Here is an 18,441-nt window from a genome sequence, read left to right on the forward strand (position 1 = left end):
TGCTGGGTAAGTTCAAAAGAACGTTATCCGCGAAAAGTGGATGGGGTATCGTAAGAATGCCAACATGTGGGGCAAGAGGAGGATGTCAGTTTACCGCGATATACGAGACGATAGATTGTCAGTATAAGTTTCGGCTATTTTCCCGAGTTTGGGAGGCAGTTCTTTATCGCAAATAAAAAAAAGCAGCAGCGAGGTGCTGCTGTATCAAAAAGCAGATTGATAAATGCAACGTAAGAGACAAATGGCCAACCGTAAAAGTGACCATAGCTATAATAATTATATTGATATTAAGTGGCAATGCAAAATATGGTCTTAATTATATCATGATGAGTTCAGCCAGCGGTGATATGGCCTTATAAGGCTTGCAGTCTTTCATGGGCAGAAAGTAACGTCTGATATATGCTTAAATTCTTACTTCCGGGTTCAAGCAAAACTTTTTTAAATTCGGTCATGAGTTGCTCTTCATCTTCTTTCGAACGCATGTATTGTGGATGTTCCTGGAAGAAGGTGAGCGCCTGCTCTTTGGTTTGTTTATATTTTTCGCAAAAAATGCTTGAGCTGATTGCGCTATTTTTTGATGCGGAATTATCAGCGTTCTGGTTTGATAATGATTTATTCTTCGCAAGGTCTGACGGCACATACGGAAGAGACTGACACTCATCAATACTATTTGCGTTGGCCAGTTGCTCTTTCTGAGCGCCAGGTTGCTGTACCGGTTTGCTCACGGAGGAAGGGAGGGGCACTTGGGCACAGCCGATCAGTAAAAAGACAGGAAGACAGCTATAAAATTTTTTCATATTAACTCCAACTACAGAAGAATGAGGCGTAATGTTTTTACACAACCGTCAGAACGTTATCTGACAATAGCTATAAGGGGGCGAATGCGTTTCAGGAATGCTAGCAAAAAAAACTCCTGATATAAATAATTAATTCATCCAACCCGATGACAATATCTGAATTTTTGCGGCTGCAGAACAATAAGCCAGAATTTATATACTATGAGCTGATTTTCTGTTTTAAATCAGCGAGCGCTGTGCAAGTTGGCTAATTTAATTAGCGGGTGGCAACAGTTTCATAATGATTGCATCAGGATTTTGCCACCCGCTCCCGGTATTGTTTACATATTAAAATGATTTTTAACTGGTGCTGACAACTATGCTAAATACGCAGGAAGTACTTAAAGAAGGAGAGAAGCGGAAAATCCGCAGCCCGGAAGCATGGTTTATACAGACGTGTTCCGCGCAAAAGCTGCATATGTCATTTTCTGAAGGCCGACACAATGAAAACTGCCTGATTCAGGAAGGCGCGCTGCTTTTTTGCGAGCAGGCTGTTGTCGCACCAGTATCAGGAGACCTGGTTTTTCGACCGTTGAAAATTGAAGTACTCAGCAAATTACTGGCATTTATCGATGGCGCAGGGTTAGTGGACACGACATATGCTGAATCCGATAAATGGGTTTTGCTAAGTCCTGAGTTTCGCGCTATTTGGCAAGATCGTAAACGCTGCGAGTACTGGTTTTTGCAGCAAATTATTACGCCTTCTCCGGCCTTCAATAAGGTACTGGCGCTGTTACGAAAAAGCGAGAGTTACTGGTTGGTTGGCTATTTACTCGCTCAGTCAACCAGCGGCAACACGATGAGAATGCTGGGAGAAGACTATGGCGTTTCTTATACCCATTTTCGTCGTTTGTGCAGCAGAGCGTTGGGCGGAAAAGCGAAGAGTGAATTACGAAACTGGCGTATGGCGCAATCGCTGCTGAATAGTGTAGAAGGCCACGAGAACATCACCCAATTAGCCGTTAATCATGGTTACTCATCGCCTTCACATTTTTCTAGTGAGATCAAAGAGCTGATCGGCGTTTCGCCGCGGAAATTATCAAATATTATTCAATTGGCAGACAAATGAAGACACATATTCTTTTGGCCAGAGTGCTGGCATGTGCCGCGCTTGTTCTGGTTACACCTGGTTATTCTAGTGAAAAAATACCTGTAACGGGAAGTGGGTTTGTTGCGAAAGACGATAGCCTGCGGACATTTTTCGATGCCATGGCGCTACAGCTAAAGGAGCCTGTCATTGTTAGCAAAATGGCGGCACGAAAAAAAATTACGGGCAACTTTGAGTTTCACGATCCTAACGCATTACTGGAGAAGCTTTCCCTACAACTGGGGCTGATTTGGTATTTCGATGGGCAGGCTATCTATATTTATGACGCCAGTGAAATGCGCAATGCCGTGGTTTCTTTACGCAACGTCTCACTCAATGAGTTCAACAATTTTCTAAAACGCTCAGGTTTATATAACAAAAATTACCCGCTACGTGGCGATAACCGTAAAGGAACATTCTATGTTTCAGGGCCACCCGTCTATGTTGATATGGTGGTCAACGCCGCCACCATGATGGACAAGCAAAACGATGGTATTGAGCTGGGACGCCAGAAAATAGGGGTGATGCGTCTGAATAATACCTTCGTGGGCGATCGTACCTACAATCTGCGCGATCAGAAAATGGTTATCCCCGGTATTGCCACGGCCATTGAAAGGTTATTGCAGGGAGAGGAACAACCCTTAGGTAATATTGTCAGTAGCGAACCCCCGGCGATGCCAGCGTTTTCAGCGAATGGAGAAAAAGGTAAAGCAGCAAATTATGCCGGTGGCATGAGTCTGCAGGAAGCTTTAAAGCAAAACGCCGCGGCGGGCAATATTAAAATCGTGGCCTATCCGGATACCAACAGTTTGTTAGTAAAGGGAACGGCTGAGCAGGTGCATTTTATCGAAATGCTGGTTAAAGCGCTGGATGTCGCCAAACGTCACGTAGAATTATCCCTGTGGATTGTCGATCTTAATAAAAGCGATCTGGAGCGTTTGGGCACTTCATGGAGCGGCAGCATTATTATTGGGGACAAACTTGGCGTGTCATTAAACCAGTCTTCAATAAGTACCCTCGATGGCAGTCGATTCATCGCCGCGGTAAATGCGTTAGAAGAGAAGAAACAGGCGACGGTGGTTTCGCGCCCGGTATTACTGACTCAGGAAAATGTTCCCGCTATTTTTGATAACAACAGAACGTTTTACACCAAGCTGATTGGGGAACGTAATGTGGCGCTTGAGCATGTAACATACGGAACAATGATCCGAGTGCTGCCCCGTTTTTCCGCAGATGGTCAGATAGAAATGTCGCTGGACATTGAAGATGGCAACGATAAGACGCCGCAATCTGATACTACCACCTCCGTAGATGCGTTACCCGAAGTCGGGCGAACGTTAATTAGCACTATTGCGAGAGTGCCGCACGGAAAAAGTTTGCTGGTCGGGGGTTATACACGGGATGCAAATACCGATACTGTCCAAAGTATTCCGTTTTTAGGCAAATTACCGCTTATTGGTAGCCTGTTCCGTTATTCCAGTAAGAATAAAAGTAATGTTGTTCGTGTGTTCATGATTGAACCAAAAGAAATTGTCGACCCGTTAACGCCGGATGCCAGCGAATCGGTAAACAATATTCTGAAACAAAGCGGTGCCTGGAGTGGGGACGATAAGTTACAGAAATGGGTTCGTGTTTATCTGGATAGAGGTCAGGAGGTAATTAAATGATTCCTGGCTCAACCTCCGGTATTTCATTTTCCAGAATATTGTCCCGGCAGACATCTCACCAGGATGCGACCCAGCATACTGATGCGCAACAGGCGGAAATACAACAGGCCGCGGAGGATTCGTCTCCAGGGGCGGAAGTACAAAAATTTGTCCAGTCGACGGACGAAATGTCAGCGGCGCTGGCGCAATTTCGTAACCGTCGCGATTATGAAAAAAAATCCAGTAATTTATCTAACAGTTTTGAACGCGTGCTGGAGGATGAGGCTTTACCGAAGGCGAAGCAAATATTAAAGCTAATTAGCGTACATGGCGGCGCGTTAGAAGATTTTTTACGTCAGGCGCGTAGCTTATTTCCTGACCCCAGTGATTTAGTCCTTGTGTTACGCGAATTGCTTCGTCGTAAAGATCTGGAAGAGATCGTGCGGAAAAAGCTGGAGTCGTTACTTAAGCACGTTGAAGAGCAAACCGATCCGAAGACCCTCAAGGCAGGGATTAATTGTGCGTTGAAGGCCCGGCTTTTTGGGAAAACATTATCGTTAAAACCAGGCTTATTGCGCGCCAGCTATCGGCAATTTATCCAGAGTGAATCACATGAAGTGGAGATTTACTCTGACTGGATAGCCAGTTATGGCTATCAACGTCGACTGGTGGTACTGGATTTTATCGAGGGTTCGCTATTAACCGATATTGACGCGAATGACGCCAGCTGTTCGCGCCTGGAGTTTGGCCAGCTTTTACGACGCCTGACGCAACTTAAAATGTTGCGCTCCGCTGACCTACTGTTTGTGAGTACATTGTTGTCGTATTCGTTTACCAAAGCGTTTAATGCGGAGGAGTCGTCGTGGCTACTACTGATGCTTTCGCTATTGCAACAGCCACATGAAGTGGATTCGCTGTTAGCCGATATTATAGGTTTGAATGCGTTATTGCTTAGTCATAAAGAACATGCATCCTTTTTGCAGATATTTTATCAAGTATGTAAAGCCATACCCTCTTCACTCTTTTATGAAGAATATTGGCAGGAAGAATTGTTAATGGCGTTACGTAGTATGACCGATATTGCCTACAAGCATGAAATGGCAGAACAGCGTCGTACTATTGAAAAGCTGTCTTAATTTAATATTAACAGGATACCTATAGTGCTGCTTTCTCTACTTAACAGTGCTCGTTTACGACCTGAATTACTGATTCTGGTACTAATGGTGATGATCATTTCTATGTTCGTCATTCCATTACCTACCTATCTGGTTGATTTCCTGATCGCACTGAATATCGTACTGGCGATATTGGTGTTTATGGGGTCGTTCTACATTGACAGAATCCTCAGTTTTTCAACGTTTCCTGCGGTACTGTTAATTACCACACTCTTTCGTCTGGCATTATCGATCAGTACCAGCCGTCTTATCTTGATTGAAGCCGATGCCGGTGAAATTATCGCCACGTTCGGGCAATTCGTTATTGGCGATAGCCTGGCGGTGGGTTTTGTTGTCTTCTCTATTGTCACCGTGGTCCAGTTTATCGTTATTACCAAAGGTTCAGAACGCGTCGCGGAAGTCGCGGCCCGATTTTCTCTGGATGGTATGCCCGGTAAACAGATGAGTATTGATGCCGATTTGAAGGCCGGTATTATTGATGCGGATGCCGCGCGCGAACGGCGAAGCGTACTGGAAAGAGAAAGCCAGCTTTACGGTTCCTTTGACGGTGCGATGAAGTTTATCAAAGGTGACGCTATTGCCGGCATCATTATTATCTTTGTTAACTTTATTGGCGGTATTTCGGTGGGGATGACCCGCCATGGTATGGATTTGTCCTCCGCTCTGTCTACTTATACCATGCTGACCATTGGTGATGGTCTTGTCGCCCAGATCCCCGCATTGTTGATTGCGATTAGTGCCGGTTTTATCGTGACTCGCGTAAATGGCGATAGCGATAATATGGGGCGGAATATCATGACGCAGCTGTTGAACAACCCATTTGTATTGGTTGTTACGGCTATTTTGACCATTTCAATGGGAACTCTGCCGGGATTCCCGCTGCCGGTATTTGTTATTTTATCGGTGGTTTTAAGCGTACTCTTCTATTTTAAATTCCGTGAAGCAAAACGTAGCGCCGCCAAACCTAAAACCAGTAAAGGCGAGCAGCCGCTCAGTATTGAGGAAAAAGAAGGGTCGTCGTTAGGACTGATTGGCGATCTCGATAAAGTCTCTACAGAGACCGTACCGTTGATATTACTTGTGCCGAAGAGCCGGCGTGAAGATCTGGAAAAAGCTCAACTTGCGGAGCGTCTACGTAGTCAGTTCTTTATTGATTATGGCGTGCGCCTGCCGGAAGTATTGTTACGCGATGGCGAGGGCCTGGACGATAACAGCATCGTATTGTTGATTAATGAGATCCGTGTTGAACAATTTACGGTCTATTTTGATTTGATGCGAGTGGTAAATTATTCCGATGAAGTCGTGTCCTTTGGTATTAATCCAACAATCCATCAGCAAGGTAGCAGCCAGTATTTCTGGGTAACGCATGAAGAGGGGGAGAAACTCCGGGAGCTTGGCTATGTGTTGCGGAACGCGCTTGATGAGCTTTACCACTGTCTGGCGGTGACGCTGGCGCGCAACGTCAATGAATATTTCGGTATTCAGGAAACAAAACATATGCTGGACCAACTGGAAGCGAAATTTCCTGATTTACTTAAAGAAGTGCTCAGACATGCCACGGTACAACGTATATCTGAAGTTTTGCAGCGTTTGTTAAGTGAACGTGTTTCCGTGCGTAATATGAAATTAATTATGGAAGCGCTCGCATTGTGGGCGCCAAGAGAAAAAGATGTCATTAACCTTGTGGAGCATATTCGTGGGGCAATGGCGCGTTATATTTGCCATAAATTCGCCAATGGCGGCGAATTACGAGCAGTAATGGTATCTGCTGAAGTTGAGGATGTTATTCGCAAAGGGATCCGTCAGACCTCTGGCAGTACCTTCCTCAGCCTTGACCCGGAAGCCTCCGCTAATTTGATGGATCTCATTACACTTAAGTTGGATGATTTATTGATTGCCCATAAAGATCTTGTCCTCCTTACGTCTGTCGATGTCCGTCGATTTATTAAGAAAATGATTGAAGGTCGTTTTCCGGATCTGGAGGTTTTATCTTTCGGTGAGATAGCAGATAGCAAGTCAGTGAATGTTATAAAAACAATATAAGGGCTTAATTAAGGAAAAGATCTATGCAACATTTGGATATCGCTGAATTAGTTCGTTCCGCACTGGAAGTAAGTGGTTGCGATCCTTCACTCATCGGAGGAATAGATAGCCATTCAACAATTGTTCTGGATTTATTTGCATTGCCAAGTATCTGTATCAGCGTCAAGGACGATGATGTATGGATCTGGGCGCAATTGGGTGCTGACAGCATGGTGGTATTACAACAGCGGGCTTATGAAATCTTAATGACCATCATGGAAGGATGCCATTTTGCCCGCGGCGGGCAATTACTACTGGGGGAGCAGAATGGGGAGCTAACGCTTAAAGCCTTAGTGCATCCGGATTTTTTATCTGACGGTGAAAAGTTCTCTACTGCCTTGAATGGGTTTTACAACTATCTGGAAGTTTTTAGTCGGTCGCTAATGAGATGAAAACACCTCGTTTACTGCAATATCTGGCCTACCCACAAAAAATAACCGGCCCAATTATTGAGGCGGAATTGCGCGATGTGGCCATTGGCGAACTGTGTGAAATACGCCGTGGCTGGCACCAAAAACAGGTTGTTGCGCGTGCGCAGGTGGTTGGCTTACAGCGGGAACGCACCGTGCTGAGCCTTATCGGCAATGCCCAGGGGCTGAGCCGCGATGTCGTGCTTTATCCCACTGGACGTGCGTTATCGGCGTGGGTGGGATACTCGGTATTAGGCGCGGTGTTGGATCCGACAGGGAAAATCGTTGAGCGTTTTACCCCTGAAGTGGCGCCGATTAGCGAAGAACGCGTTATTGATGTCGCACCGCCGTCTTACGCTTCACGCGTTGGCGTCCGTGAACCGCTGATTACCGGTGTGCGCGCGATTGACGGGTTATTGACCTGTGGCGTAGGCCAGCGAATGGGCATTTTTGCCTCCGCAGGATGCGGTAAGACCATGCTGATGCATATGCTGATCGAGCAAACGGAGGCGGATGTTTTTGTTATCGGTCTTATCGGTGAACGAGGCCGTGAGGTCACTGAATTCGTGGATATGTTGCGCGCTTCGCATAAGAAAGAAAAATGCGTGCTGGTTTTTGCCACTTCCGATTTCCCCTCGGTCGATCGCTGCAATGCGGCGCAACTGGCGACAACCGTAGCGGAATATTTTCGCGACCAGGGAAAACGGGTCGTGCTTTTTATCGATTCCATGACCCGTTATGCGCGTGCTTTGCGAGACGTGGCACTGGCGTCGGGAGAGCGTCCGGCCCGTCGAGGTTATCCCGCCTCCGTATTCGATAATTTGCCCCGCTTGCTGGAACGCCCCGGGGCGACCAGCGAGGGAAGCATTACTGCCTTTTATACGGTACTGCTGGAAAGCGAGGAAGAGGCGGACCCGATGGCGGATGAAATTCGCTCTATCCTTGACGGTCACCTGTATCTGAGCAGAAAGCTGGCCGGGCAGGGACATTACCCGGCAATCGATGTACTGAAAAGCGTAAGCCGCGTTTTTGGACAAGTCACGACGCCGACACATGCTGAACAGGCATCTGCCGTGCGTAAATTAATGACGCGTCTGGAAGAGCTCCAGCTTTTCATTGACTTGGGAGAATATCGTCCTGGCGAAAATATCGATAACGATCGGGCGATGCAGATGCGGGATAGCCTGAAAGCCTGGTTATGCCAGCCGGTAGCGCAATATTCATCCTTTGATGACACGTTGAGCGGTATGAATGCATTCGCTGACCAGAATTAAAGTATTGCAGCGGCGCTGTACGGTATTTCATTCACAGTGTGAGTCGATATTACTTCGCTATCAGGATGAGGACCGCGGGCTGCAGGCCGAGGAGGAGGCGATCCTTGAACAAATAGCGGGTCTGAAATTGTTATTAGATACGCTGCGTGCAGAAAACAGACAGCTCAGTCGTGAGGAAATTTATACGTTATTACGTAAGCAGTCTATTGTTCGCCGGCAGATAAAAGATTTAGAACTCCAGATTATACAAATTCAGGAAAAACGGAGCGAGCTGGAAAAGAAAAGGGAAGAGTTTCAGAAAAAAAGTAAATATTGGTTGCGCAAAGAAGGGAACTATCAACGCTGGATAATCCGTCAGAAAAGATTCTATATCCAGCGAGAGATACAGCAGGAAGAGGCCGAGTCAGAGGAGATAATTTAATGGGCGATGTGTCAGCTGTCAGTTCATCCGGGAACATTTTACTGCCGCAGCAGGATGAGGTTGGCGGTTTATCAGAAGCATTAAAAAAAGCGGTGGAAAAACATAAGACAGAATATTCCGGTGATAAAAAAGATCGCGACTATGGCGATGCTTTCGTAATGCATAAAGAAACGGCTTTACCGGTATTACTGGCGGCATGGCGACATGGCGCGCCAGCGAAATCAGAACATCACAATGGCAACGTTTCTGGTCTGCATCATAACGGAAAAGGCGAACTCAGGATTGCTGAAAAACTGTTGAAAGTCACTGCTGAAAAATCTGTCGGTTTGATCTCTGCGGAGGCCAAAGTAGATAAATCCGCAGCGTTGCTATCGTCTAAAAATAGGCCGTTAGAAAGCGTAAGCGGTAAAAAATTATCTGCTGATTTAAAAGCCGTGGAATCCGTTAGTGAAGTAACCGATAACGCCACGGGAATCTCTGACGATAATATCAAGGCATTGCCTGGGGATAATAAAGCCATCGCGGGCGAAGGCGTTCGTAAAGAGGGCGCGCCGCTGGCGCGGGATGTCGCACCTGCCCGAATGGCCGCAGCCAATACCGGTAAGCCTGACGATAAAGATCATAAAAAGGTTAAAGATGTTTCTCAGCTTCCGCTGCAACCAACCACTATCGCCGATCTTAGCCAATTAACCGGCGGCGATGAAAAAATGCCTTTAGCGGCGCAATCAAAGCCGATGATGACTATTTTTCCCACTGCCGATGGCGTGAAAGGAGAGGATAGCTCGCTGACTTACCGTTTTCAGCGCTGGGGAAATGACTATTCCGTCAATATTCAGGCGCGGCAAGCAGGGGAGTTTTCGTTAATACCGTCAAATACGCAGGTTGAACATCGTTTGCATGATCAATGGCAAAACGGTAATCCCCAGCGCTGGCACCTGACGCGAGACGATCAACAAAATCCGCAGCAGCAACAGCACAGACAACAATCTGGCGAGGAGGATGACGCCTGATGTCATTGCGTGTGAGACAGATTGATCGTCGCGAATGGCTATTGGCGCAAACCGCGACAGAATGCCAGCGCCATGGCCGGGAAGCGACGCTGGAATATCCGACGCGACAGGGAATGTGGGTTCGGTTGAGCGATGCAGAAAAACGGTGGTCGGCGTGGATTCAACCTGGGGACTGGCTTGAGCATGTCTCTCCCGCTCTGGCGGGGGCGGCGGTTTCTGCTGGCGCTGAGCACCTGGTCGTTCCCTGGCTTGCTGCAACAGAGCGACCGTTTGAGTTGCCCGTGCCGCATTTGTCCTGTCGGCGTTTATGCGTAGAGAACCCCGTGCCGGGAAGCGCGCTGCCGGAAGGGAAATTGTTGCACATTATGAGCGATCGGGGCGGCCTGTGGTTTGAATATCTTCCTGAACTGCCTGCAGTCGGGGGCGGCAGGCCGAAAATGCTGCGCTGGCCGTTGCGCTTTGTAATCGGTAGCAGTGATACGCAGCGTTCGTTGCTGGGCCGAATCGGGATCGGAGATGTACTCCTGATTCGTACTTCCCGTGCGGAAGTTTATTGCTACGCGAAAAAGTTAGGTCATTTCAACCGTGTTGAAGGGGGAATTATTGTGGAAACGTTAGATATTCAACATATCGAAGAAGAAAATAATACAACTGAAACTGCAGAAACTCTGCCTGGCTTGAACCAATTGCCCGTCAAACTGGAATTTGTTTTGTATCGTAAGAACGTTACCCTCGCCGAACTCGAAGCCATGGGGCAGCAGCAGCTATTATCACTGCCGACCAATGCTGAACTTAACGTTGAAATTATGGCGAATGGTGTTTTGCTGGGTAATGGCGAACTGGTACAGATGAATGACACCTTAGGCGTTGAGATCCATGAATGGCTGAGCGAGTCTGGTAATGGGGAATGATATCTCATTAATTGCCTTACTGGCATTTTCCACCCTGTTGCCATTTATTATTGCGTCAGGAACCTGTTTCGTTAAATTTTCTATTGTATTTGTCATGGTGCGTAACGCCCTGGGATTGCAGCAGATACCTTCAAATATGACGCTTAACGGCGTCGCATTGCTGCTTTCTATGTTTGTTATGTGGCCCATAATGCATGATGCCTACGTCTATTTTGAGGACGAAGATGTCACCTTTAATGATATTTCGTCATTAAGTAAACACGTTGATGAAGGTCTGGATGGTTATCGCGATTATCTGATCAAATATTCAGATCGCGAGTTAGTTCAGTTTTTTGAAAACGCGCAACTGAAGCGTCAGTATGGAGAAGATACCGAGACGGTAAAGCGTGACAAAGATGAAATTGAAAAACCATCAATATTTGCGTTATTACCTGCTTATGCGCTGAGCGAAATAAAAAGTGCGTTTAAAATTGGTTTTTATCTCTATTTACCCTTTGTCGTCGTCGACCTGGTGGTATCCAGCGTGCTACTGGCGCTGGGGATGATGATGATGAGTCCGGTGACGATATCTACACCTATTAAGCTGGTGCTTTTTGTCGCGCTTGATGGCTGGACCTTACTGTCTAAGGGATTGATATTACAGTATATGGACATTGCAACATGACATCATTACGAGACGGGATAGTTAAATGGATGATTTAGTGTTTGCAGGTAATAAGGCGCTCTATCTTGTTTTGATCCTGTCAGGGTGGCCGACGATTGTCGCAACGATTATCGGCCTCCTGGTAGGGTTATTCCAGACGGTAACGCAATTACAGGAACAGACGCTGCCTTTTGGCATTAAATTACTTGGCGTGTGTTTATGCTTGTTTTTACTGTCTGGCTGGTATGGCGAAGTTTTACTCTCTTACGGGCGTCAGGTGATATTCCTGGCGTTGGCTAAGGGGTAAAAAATGTTTTACGCGTTGTACTTTGAAATTCATCACCTGGTTGCGTCTGCGGCGCTAGGGTTTGCTCGCGTGGCGCCGATTTTTTTCTTCCTGCCGTTTTTGAATAGCGGGGTATTAAGCGGTGCGCCGAGAAACGCCATTATCATCCTGGTGGCATTGGGAGTATGGCCGCATGCATTGAACGAGGCGCCGCCGTTTTTATCGGTGGCGATGATCCCGTTAGTTCTGCAAGAAGCGGCGGTAGGCGTCATGCTGGGCTGTCTGCTGTCATGGCCTTTTTGGGTTATGCATGCGCTGGGTTGTATTATCGATAACCAGCGAGGGGCAACGCTAAGTAGTAGTATCGATCCGGCAAACGGTATTGATACCTCGGAAATGGCTAATTTCCTGAATATGTTTGCCGCTGTCGTTTATTTACAAAACGGCGGTCTGGTCACGATGGTTGACGTGTTAAATAAAAGCTATCAGCTATGCGATCCGATGAACGAGTGCACGCCTTCATTACCGCCGCTATTAACGTTTATTAATCAGGTGGCTCAAAACGCGTTGGTTCTGGCCAGCCCGGTGGTATTAGTGCTGTTGCTGTCAGAAGTATTCCTGGGTTTATTGTCGCGCTTTGCTCCGCAAATGAACGCTTTTGCGATTTCACTGACGGTAAAAAGCGGCATTGCCGTTTTAATTATGCTGCTTTATTTCTCTCCGGTACTACCGGACAATGTACTGCGACTCTCTTTCCAGGCCACAGGGTTAAGCAGTTGGTTTTACGAGCGAGGGGCGACGCATGTCCTCGAATAAAACAGAAAAACCGACTAAAAAACGGCTGGAAGACTCTGCTAAAAAAGGCCAGTCATTTAAAAGTAAAGATCTCATTATCGCCTGCCTGACGCTGGGAGGAATTGCCTATCTGGTGTCGTATGGCTCATTTAATGAGTTTATGGGGATAATTAAGATCATTATTGCGGATAATTTTGATCAGAGCATGGCTGATTACAGTTTGGCCGTTTTTGGGATAGGATTAAAATATCTGATTCCATTTATGCTGCTCTGTTTAGTGTGTTCCGCATTACCGGCGTTATTACAGGCCGGTTTCGTGCTGGCGACAGAAGCATTAAAACCTAATTTATCGGCGTTAAACCCGGTAGAAGGGGCGAAAAAACTTTTTAGTATGCGCACGGTTAAAGATACGGTCAAAACCCTACTGTATCTCTCATCCTTTGTGGTGGCCGCCATCATTTGCTGGAAGAAATATAAGGTTGAAATCTTTTCTCAGTTAAATGGCAATGTTGTGGATATTGCCGTCATTTGGCGTGAACTTCTCCTCGCATTGGTATTAACTTGCCTTGCTTGCGCATTGATTGTCTTATTATTGGATGCTATTGCGGAATATTTCCTGACCATGAAAGATATGAAAATGGATAAGGAAGAAGTGAAGCGTGAAATGAAGGAGCAGGAAGGGAACCCAGAGGTTAAATCTAAAAGACGTGAAGTTCATATGGAAATTCTGTCTGAACAGGTGAAATCCGATATTGAAAACTCACGCCTGATTGTTGCCAACCCCACGCATATTACGATCGGGATTTATTTTAAACCCGAATTGATGCCGATTCCGATGATCTCGGTGTATGAAACGAATCAGCGCGCGCTGGCCGTCCGCGCCTATGCGGAGAAGGTTGGCGTACCTGTGATCGTCGATATCAAACTGGCGCGCAGTCTTTTCAAAACCCATCGCCGTTATGATCTGGTGAGTCTGGAAGAAATTGATGAAGTTTTACGTCTTCTGGTTTGGCTGGAAGAGGTAGAAAACGCGGGCAAAGACGTTATTCAGCCACAAGAAAACGAGGTACGGCATTGAGCCGCGTAAAGCAGTAGCGATGTATTCATTGGGCGTTTTTTGAATGTTCACTAACCACCGTCGGGGTTTAATAACTGCATCAGATAAACGCAGTCGTTAAGTTCTACAAAGTCGGTGACAGATAACAGGAGTAAGTAATGGATTATCAAAATAATGTCAGCGAAGAACGTGTTGCGGAAATGATTTGGGATGCCGTTAGTGAAGGCGCCACGCTAAAAGACGTTCATGGGATCCCTCAAGATATGATGGACGGTTTATATGCTCATGCTTATGAGTTTTATAACCAGGGACGACTGGATGAAGCTGAGACGTTCTTTCGTTTCTTATGCATTTATGATTTTTACAATCCCGATTACACCATGGGACTGGCGGCAGTATGCCAACTGAAAAAACAATTTCAGAAAGCATGTGACCTTTATGCAGTAGCGTTTACGTTACTTAAAAATGATTATCGCCCCGTTTTTTTTACCGGGCAGTGTCAATTATTAATGCGTAAGGCGGCAAAAGCCAGACAGTGTTTTGAACTTGTCAATGAACGTACTGAAGATGAGTCTCTGCGGGCAAAAGCGTTGGTCTATCTGGAGGCGCTAAAAACGGCGGAGACAGAGCAGCACAGTGAACAAGAAAAGGAATAATTATGGTAAATGACGCAAGTAGCATTAGCCGTAGCGGATATACCCAAAATCCGCGCCTCGCTGAGGCGGCTTTTGAAGGCGTTCGTAAGAACACGGACTTTTTAAAAGCGGCGGATAAAGCTTTTAAAGATGTGGTGGCAACGAAAGCGGGCGACCTTAAAGCCGGAACAAAGTCCGGCGAGAGCGCTATTAATACGGTGGGTCTGAAGCCGCCTACGGACGCCGCCCGGGAAAAACTCTCCAGCGAAGGGCAATTGACATTACTGCTTGGCAAGTTAATGACGCTACTGGGTGATGTTTCGCTGTCTCAACTGGAGTCTCGTCTGGCGGTATGGCAGGCGATGATTGAGTCACAAAAAGAGATGGGGATTCAGGTATCGAAAGAATTCCAGACGGCTCTGGGAGAGGCTCAGGAGGCGACGGATCTCTATGAAGCCAGTATCAAAAAGACGGATACCGCCAAGAGTGTTTATGACGCTGCGGCCAAAAAACTGACGCAGGCACAAAATAAATTGCAATCGCTGGACCCGGCTGACCCCGGCTATGCACAAGCTGAAGCCGCGGTAGAACAGGCCGGAAAAGAAGCGACAGAGGCGAAAGAGGCCTTAGATAAGGCCACGGATGCGACGGTTAAAGCAGGCACAGACGCCAAAGCGAAAGCCGAGAAAGCGGATAACATTCTGACCAAATTCCAGGGAACGGCTAATGCCGCCTCTCAGAATCAGGTTTCCCAGGGTGAGCAGGATAATCTGTCAAATGTCGCCCGCCTCACTATGCTCATGGCCATGTTTATTGAGATTGTGGGCAAAAATACGGAAGAAAGCCTGCAAAACGATCTTGCGCTTTTCAACGCCTTGCAGGAAGGGCGTCAGGCGGAGATGGAAAAGAAATCGGCTGAATTCCAGGAAGAGACGCGCAAAGCCGAGGAAACGAACCGCATTATGGGATGTATCGGGAAAGTCCTCGGCGCGCTGCTAACCATTGTCAGCGTTGTGGCCGCTGTTTTTACCGGTGGGGCGAGTCTGGCGCTGGCTGCGGTGGGACTTGCGGTAATGGTTGCCGATGAAATTGTGAAGGCGGCGACGGGGGTGTCGTTTATTCAGCAGGCGCTAAACCCGATTATGGAGCATGTGCTGAAGCCGTTAATGGAGCTGATTGGCAAGGCGATTACCAAAGCGCTGGAAGGATTAGGCGTCGATAAGAAAACGGCAGAGATGGCAGGCAGCATTGTTGGTGCGATTGTTGCCGCTATTGCGATGGTAGCGGTCATTGTGGTGGTCGCAGTTGTCGGGAAAGGCGCGGCGGCGAAACTGGGTAACGCGCTGAGCAAAATGATGGGCGAAACGATTAAGAAGTTGGTGCCTAACGTGCTGAAACAGTTAGCACAAAACGGCAGCAAACTCTTTACCCAGGGGATGCAACGTATTACTAGCGGCCTGGGTAATGTGGGTAGCAAGATGGGCCTGCAAACGAATGCCTTAAGTAAAGAGCTGGTAGGTAATACCCTAAATAAAGTGGCGTTGGGCATGGAAGTCACGAATACCGCAGCCCAGTCAGCCGGTGGTGTTGCCGAGGGGGTATTTATTAAAAATGCCAGCGAGGCGCTTGCTGATTTTATGCTCGCCCGTTTTGCCATGGATCAAATTCAGCAGTGGCTTAAACAATCCGTAGAAATATTTGGTGAAAACCAGAAGGTAACGGCGGAACTGCAAAAAGCCATGTCTTCTGCGGTACAGCAAAATGCGGATGCTTCGCGTTTTATTCTGCGCCAGAGTCGCGCATAAAAACTGCCAAAATAAAGGGAGAAAAATATGTTAATTAGTAATGTGGGAATAAATCCCGCCGCTTATTTAAATAATCATTCTGTTGAGAATAGTTCACAGACAGCTTCGCAATCCGTTAGCGCTAAAGATATTCTGAATAGTATTGGTATTAGCAGCAGTAAAGTCAGTGACCTGGGGTTGAGTCCTACACTGAGCGCGCCTGCGCCAGGGGTATTAACGCAAACCCCCGGAACGATCACGTCCTTTTTAAAAGCCAGTATTCAAAATACCGACATGAATCAGGATTTGAATGCCCTGGCAAATAATGTCACGACTAAAGCGAATGAGGTTGTGCAAACCCAGTTACGTGAGCAGCAGGCAGAAGTCGGAAAGTTTTTTGATATTAGCGGAATGTCTTCCAGTGCCGTTGCGCTGTTGGCTGCCGCGAATACGTTAATGCTGACGTTGAACCAGGCTGATAGCAAACTGTCTGGTAAGTTGTCATTAGTCAGCTTTGATGCAGCTAAAACGACGGCAAGCTCCATGATGCGCGAAGGGATGAATGCGTTGTCCGGTAGTATTTCCCAGAGCGCGCTTCAGTTGGGGATCACTGGCGTGGGCGCCAAACTGGAATATAAGGGGCTGCAGAATGAAAGAGGCGCGCTTAAACATAATGCCGCGAAGATCGATAAACTGACCACTGAAAGCCACAGTATTAAAAACGTGCTGAACGGGCAGAATAGCGTCAAACTCGGTGCTGAAGGCGTCGATTCTCTGAAATCGTTAAATATGAAGAAAACCGGTACCGATGCGACGAAAAATCTTAATGATGCGACGCTTAAATCTAATGCCGGAACCAGCGCCACGGAAAGTCTGGGTATTAAAGACAGTAATAAACAAATCTCCCCTGAACATCAGGCTATTCTGTCGAAACGTCTTGAGTCTGTCGAATCCGATATTCGTCTTGAGCAGAATACCATGGATATGACCCGAATTGATGCGCGCAAGATGCAGATGACGGGCGATCTGATTATGAAGAACTCGGTCACGGTCGGTGGTATTGCAGGGGCGTCCGGGCAGTACGCCGCTACTCAGGAACGTTCCGAGCAGCAAATTAGCCAGGTGAATAACCGTGTTGCCAGCACCGCATCGGACGAAGCCCGTGAAAGTTCACGTAAATCGACCAGCCTGATTCAGGAAATGCTGAAAACAATGGAGAGCATTAACCAGTCGAAAGCATCCGCACTTGCTGCTATCGCAGGCAATATTCGCGCTTAATCTGAAAGGTCATCTATACGCCATCATGGGTGTGATTTAATCGCGCTCCTGATGGCGAACTGGGGATATTATGCTTAATATTCAAAATTATTCCGCTTCTCCTCATCCGGGGATCGTTGCCGAACGGCCGCAGACTCCCTCGGCGAGCGAGCACGTCGAGACTGCCGTGGTACCGTCTACCACAGAACATCGCGGTACAGATATCATTTCATTATCGCAGGCGGCTACTAAAATCCAGCAGGCACAGCAGACGCTGCAGTCAACGCCACCGATCTCTGAAGAGAATAATGACGAGCGCACGCTGGCGCGCCAGCAGTTGACCAGCAGCCTGAATGCGCTGGCGAAGTCTGGCGTGTCATTATCCGCAGAACAAAATGAGAACCTGCGGAGCGCGTTTTCTGCGCCGACGTCGGCCTTATTTAGCGCTTCGCCTATGGCGCAGCCGAGAACAACCATTTCTGATGCTGAGATTTGGGATATGGTTTCCCAAAATATATCGGCGATAGGTGACAGCTATCTGGGCGTTTATGAAAACGTTGTCGCAGTCTATACCGATTTTTATCAGGCCTTCAGTGATATTCTTTCCAAAATGGGAGGCTGGTTATTACCAGGTAAGGACGGTAATACCGTTAAGCTAGATGTTACCTCACTCAAAAATGATTTAAACAGTTTAGTCAATAAATATAATCAAATAAACAGTAATACCGTTTTATTTCCAGCGCAGTCAGGCAGCGGCGTTAAAGTAGCCACTGAAGCGGAAGCGAGACAGTGGCTCAGTGAATTGAATTTACCGAATAGCTGCCTGAAATCTTATGGATCCGGTTATGTCGTCACCGTTGATCTGACGCCATTACAAAAAATGGTTCAGGATATTGATGGTTTAGGCGCGCCGGGAAAAGACTCAAAACTCGAAATGGATAACGCCAAATATCAAGCCTGGCAGTCGGGTTTTAAAGCGCAGGAAGAAAATATGAAAACTACATTACAGACGCTGACGCAAAAATATAGCAATGCCAATTCATTGTACGACAACCTGGTAAAAGTGCTGAGCAGTACGATAAGTAGCAGCCTGGAAACCGCCAAAAGCTTCCTGCAAGGATAACAGAAGAGG

At 47.1% G+C, this 18,441-nt stretch carries 18 protein-coding genes; 17 read left to right on the plus strand and 1 reads right to left on the minus strand.

Features of this window, described 5'->3' with window-relative positions:
- Nucleotides 1-353: 353 nt before the first annotated feature.
- Nucleotides 354-797, minus strand: coding sequence for an SPI-1 type III secretion system invasion lipoprotein InvH (invH, locus tag J4728_RS13270; RefSeq protein ID WP_000715099.1), 444 nt, complete (start codon nucleotides 795-797; stop codon nucleotides 354-356).
- Nucleotides 798-1,254: 457 nt separating this feature from the next.
- Here invH and invF point away from each other — a divergent pair, with 457 nt between their 5' ends.
- The 17 genes from invF to sipD all read left to right on the plus strand — a co-directional run bounded on the left by invF (nucleotide 1,255) and on the right by sipD (nucleotide 18,432).
- On the plus strand, nucleotides 1,255-1,905 hold the full coding sequence (gene invF / locus J4728_RS13275; RefSeq protein ID WP_001728903.1) for a type III secretion system transcriptional activator InvF: 651 nt from the start codon (nucleotides 1,255-1,257) through the stop codon (nucleotides 1,903-1,905).
- Complete coding sequence (gene invG, locus J4728_RS13280) at nucleotides 1,902-3,590, plus strand: type III secretion system outer membrane ring protein InvG (RefSeq protein WP_208211878.1); 1,689 nt, start codon at nucleotides 1,902-1,904, stop codon at nucleotides 3,588-3,590. Before invF ends, invG begins: the two co-directional genes overlap by 4 nt.
- Nucleotides 3,587-4,705, plus strand: coding sequence for a type III secretion system gatekeeper InvE (invE, locus tag J4728_RS13285; protein ID WP_000612171.1), 1,119 nt, complete (start codon nucleotides 3,587-3,589; stop codon nucleotides 4,703-4,705). The genes invG and invE overlap by 4 nt, the downstream gene beginning before the upstream one ends.
- A gap of 24 nt (nucleotides 4,706-4,729) precedes the next feature.
- Nucleotides 4,730-6,787 (plus strand): type III secretion system export apparatus protein InvA, encoded by a 2,058-nt coding sequence (invA, locus tag J4728_RS13290; protein ID WP_000927219.1) that lies wholly within the window; start codon nucleotides 4,730-4,732, stop codon nucleotides 6,785-6,787.
- 23 nt (nucleotides 6,788-6,810) lie between these two features.
- Entirely contained in the window at nucleotides 6,811-7,218 is a 408-nt protein-coding gene (spaK, locus tag J4728_RS13295; RefSeq protein ID WP_001164066.1) for an SPI-1 type III secretion system chaperone SpaK, read from the plus strand.
- The gene (gene invC, locus J4728_RS13300; RefSeq protein ID WP_000856766.1) at nucleotides 7,215-8,510 is read left to right on the plus strand and encodes a SctN family type III secretion system ATPase InvC; all 1,296 of its coding nucleotides are present in this window, start codon (nucleotides 7,215-7,217) and stop codon (nucleotides 8,508-8,510) included. Before spaK ends, invC begins: the two co-directional genes overlap by 4 nt.
- The gene (gene spaM, locus J4728_RS13305; protein ID WP_001520714.1) at nucleotides 8,488-8,931 is read left to right on the plus strand and encodes an SPI-1 type III secretion system protein SpaM; all 444 of its coding nucleotides are present in this window, start codon (nucleotides 8,488-8,490) and stop codon (nucleotides 8,929-8,931) included. The genes invC and spaM overlap by 23 nt, the downstream gene beginning before the upstream one ends.
- Complete coding sequence (spaN, locus tag J4728_RS13310) at nucleotides 8,931-9,941, plus strand: SPI-1 type III secretion system protein SpaN (RefSeq protein ID WP_000503107.1); 1,011 nt, start codon at nucleotides 8,931-8,933, stop codon at nucleotides 9,939-9,941. Before spaM ends, spaN begins: the two co-directional genes overlap by 1 nt.
- Nucleotides 9,941-10,852, plus strand: a complete 912-nt coding sequence (gene spaO / locus J4728_RS13315; protein ID WP_000058741.1) for an SPI-1 type III secretion system protein SpaO — start codon at nucleotides 9,941-9,943, stop codon at nucleotides 10,850-10,852. Before spaN ends, spaO begins: the two co-directional genes overlap by 1 nt.
- The gene (gene spaP / locus J4728_RS13320) at nucleotides 10,842-11,516 is read left to right on the plus strand and encodes an SPI-1 type III secretion system export apparatus protein SpaP (RefSeq protein WP_000526014.1); all 675 of its coding nucleotides are present in this window, start codon (nucleotides 10,842-10,844) and stop codon (nucleotides 11,514-11,516) included. The genes spaO and spaP overlap by 11 nt, the downstream gene beginning before the upstream one ends.
- A gap of 25 nt (nucleotides 11,517-11,541) precedes the next feature.
- A complete protein-coding gene (gene spaQ, locus J4728_RS13325; RefSeq protein ID WP_000342503.1) occupies nucleotides 11,542-11,802 on the plus strand; it encodes an SPI-1 type III secretion system export apparatus protein SpaQ in 261 nt (86 codons plus the stop codon).
- Nucleotides 11,803-11,805: 3 nt separating this feature from the next.
- The gene (spaR, locus tag J4728_RS13330; RefSeq protein WP_000498965.1) at nucleotides 11,806-12,597 is read left to right on the plus strand and encodes an SPI-1 type III secretion system export apparatus protein SpaR; all 792 of its coding nucleotides are present in this window, start codon (nucleotides 11,806-11,808) and stop codon (nucleotides 12,595-12,597) included.
- The gene (gene spaS, locus J4728_RS13335; protein ID WP_000097721.1) at nucleotides 12,584-13,654 is read left to right on the plus strand and encodes an SPI-1 type III secretion system export apparatus protein SpaS; all 1,071 of its coding nucleotides are present in this window, start codon (nucleotides 12,584-12,586) and stop codon (nucleotides 13,652-13,654) included. The genes spaR and spaS overlap by 14 nt, the downstream gene beginning before the upstream one ends.
- Before the next feature lie 137 nt (nucleotides 13,655-13,791).
- Entirely contained in the window at nucleotides 13,792-14,289 is a 498-nt protein-coding gene (gene sicA, locus J4728_RS13340; protein WP_000386309.1) for a SycD/LcrH family type III secretion system chaperone SicA, read from the plus strand.
- 2 nt (nucleotides 14,290-14,291) lie between these two features.
- Complete coding sequence (gene sipB, locus J4728_RS13345; protein ID WP_000245782.1) at nucleotides 14,292-16,073, plus strand: SPI-1 type III secretion system needle tip complex protein SipB; 1,782 nt, start codon at nucleotides 14,292-14,294, stop codon at nucleotides 16,071-16,073.
- Nucleotides 16,074-16,100: 27 nt separating this feature from the next.
- Nucleotides 16,101-17,330, plus strand: a complete 1,230-nt coding sequence (sipC, locus tag J4728_RS13350; protein ID WP_000909019.1) for an SPI-1 type III secretion system needle tip complex protein SipC — start codon at nucleotides 16,101-16,103, stop codon at nucleotides 17,328-17,330.
- A gap of 70 nt (nucleotides 17,331-17,400) precedes the next feature.
- Nucleotides 17,401-18,432: an SPI-1 type III secretion system needle tip complex protein SipD gene (gene sipD, locus J4728_RS13355; protein WP_000932249.1), complete on the plus strand. Its 1,032-nt coding sequence runs from the start codon at nucleotides 17,401-17,403 to the stop codon at nucleotides 18,430-18,432.
- Nucleotides 18,433-18,441: the final 9 nt, after the last annotated feature.

This window comes from Salmonella sp. 32070601201500089SM, from assembly GCF_017573605.1.
Lineage (GTDB): Bacteria > Pseudomonadota > Gammaproteobacteria > Enterobacterales > Enterobacteriaceae > Salmonella > Salmonella enterica.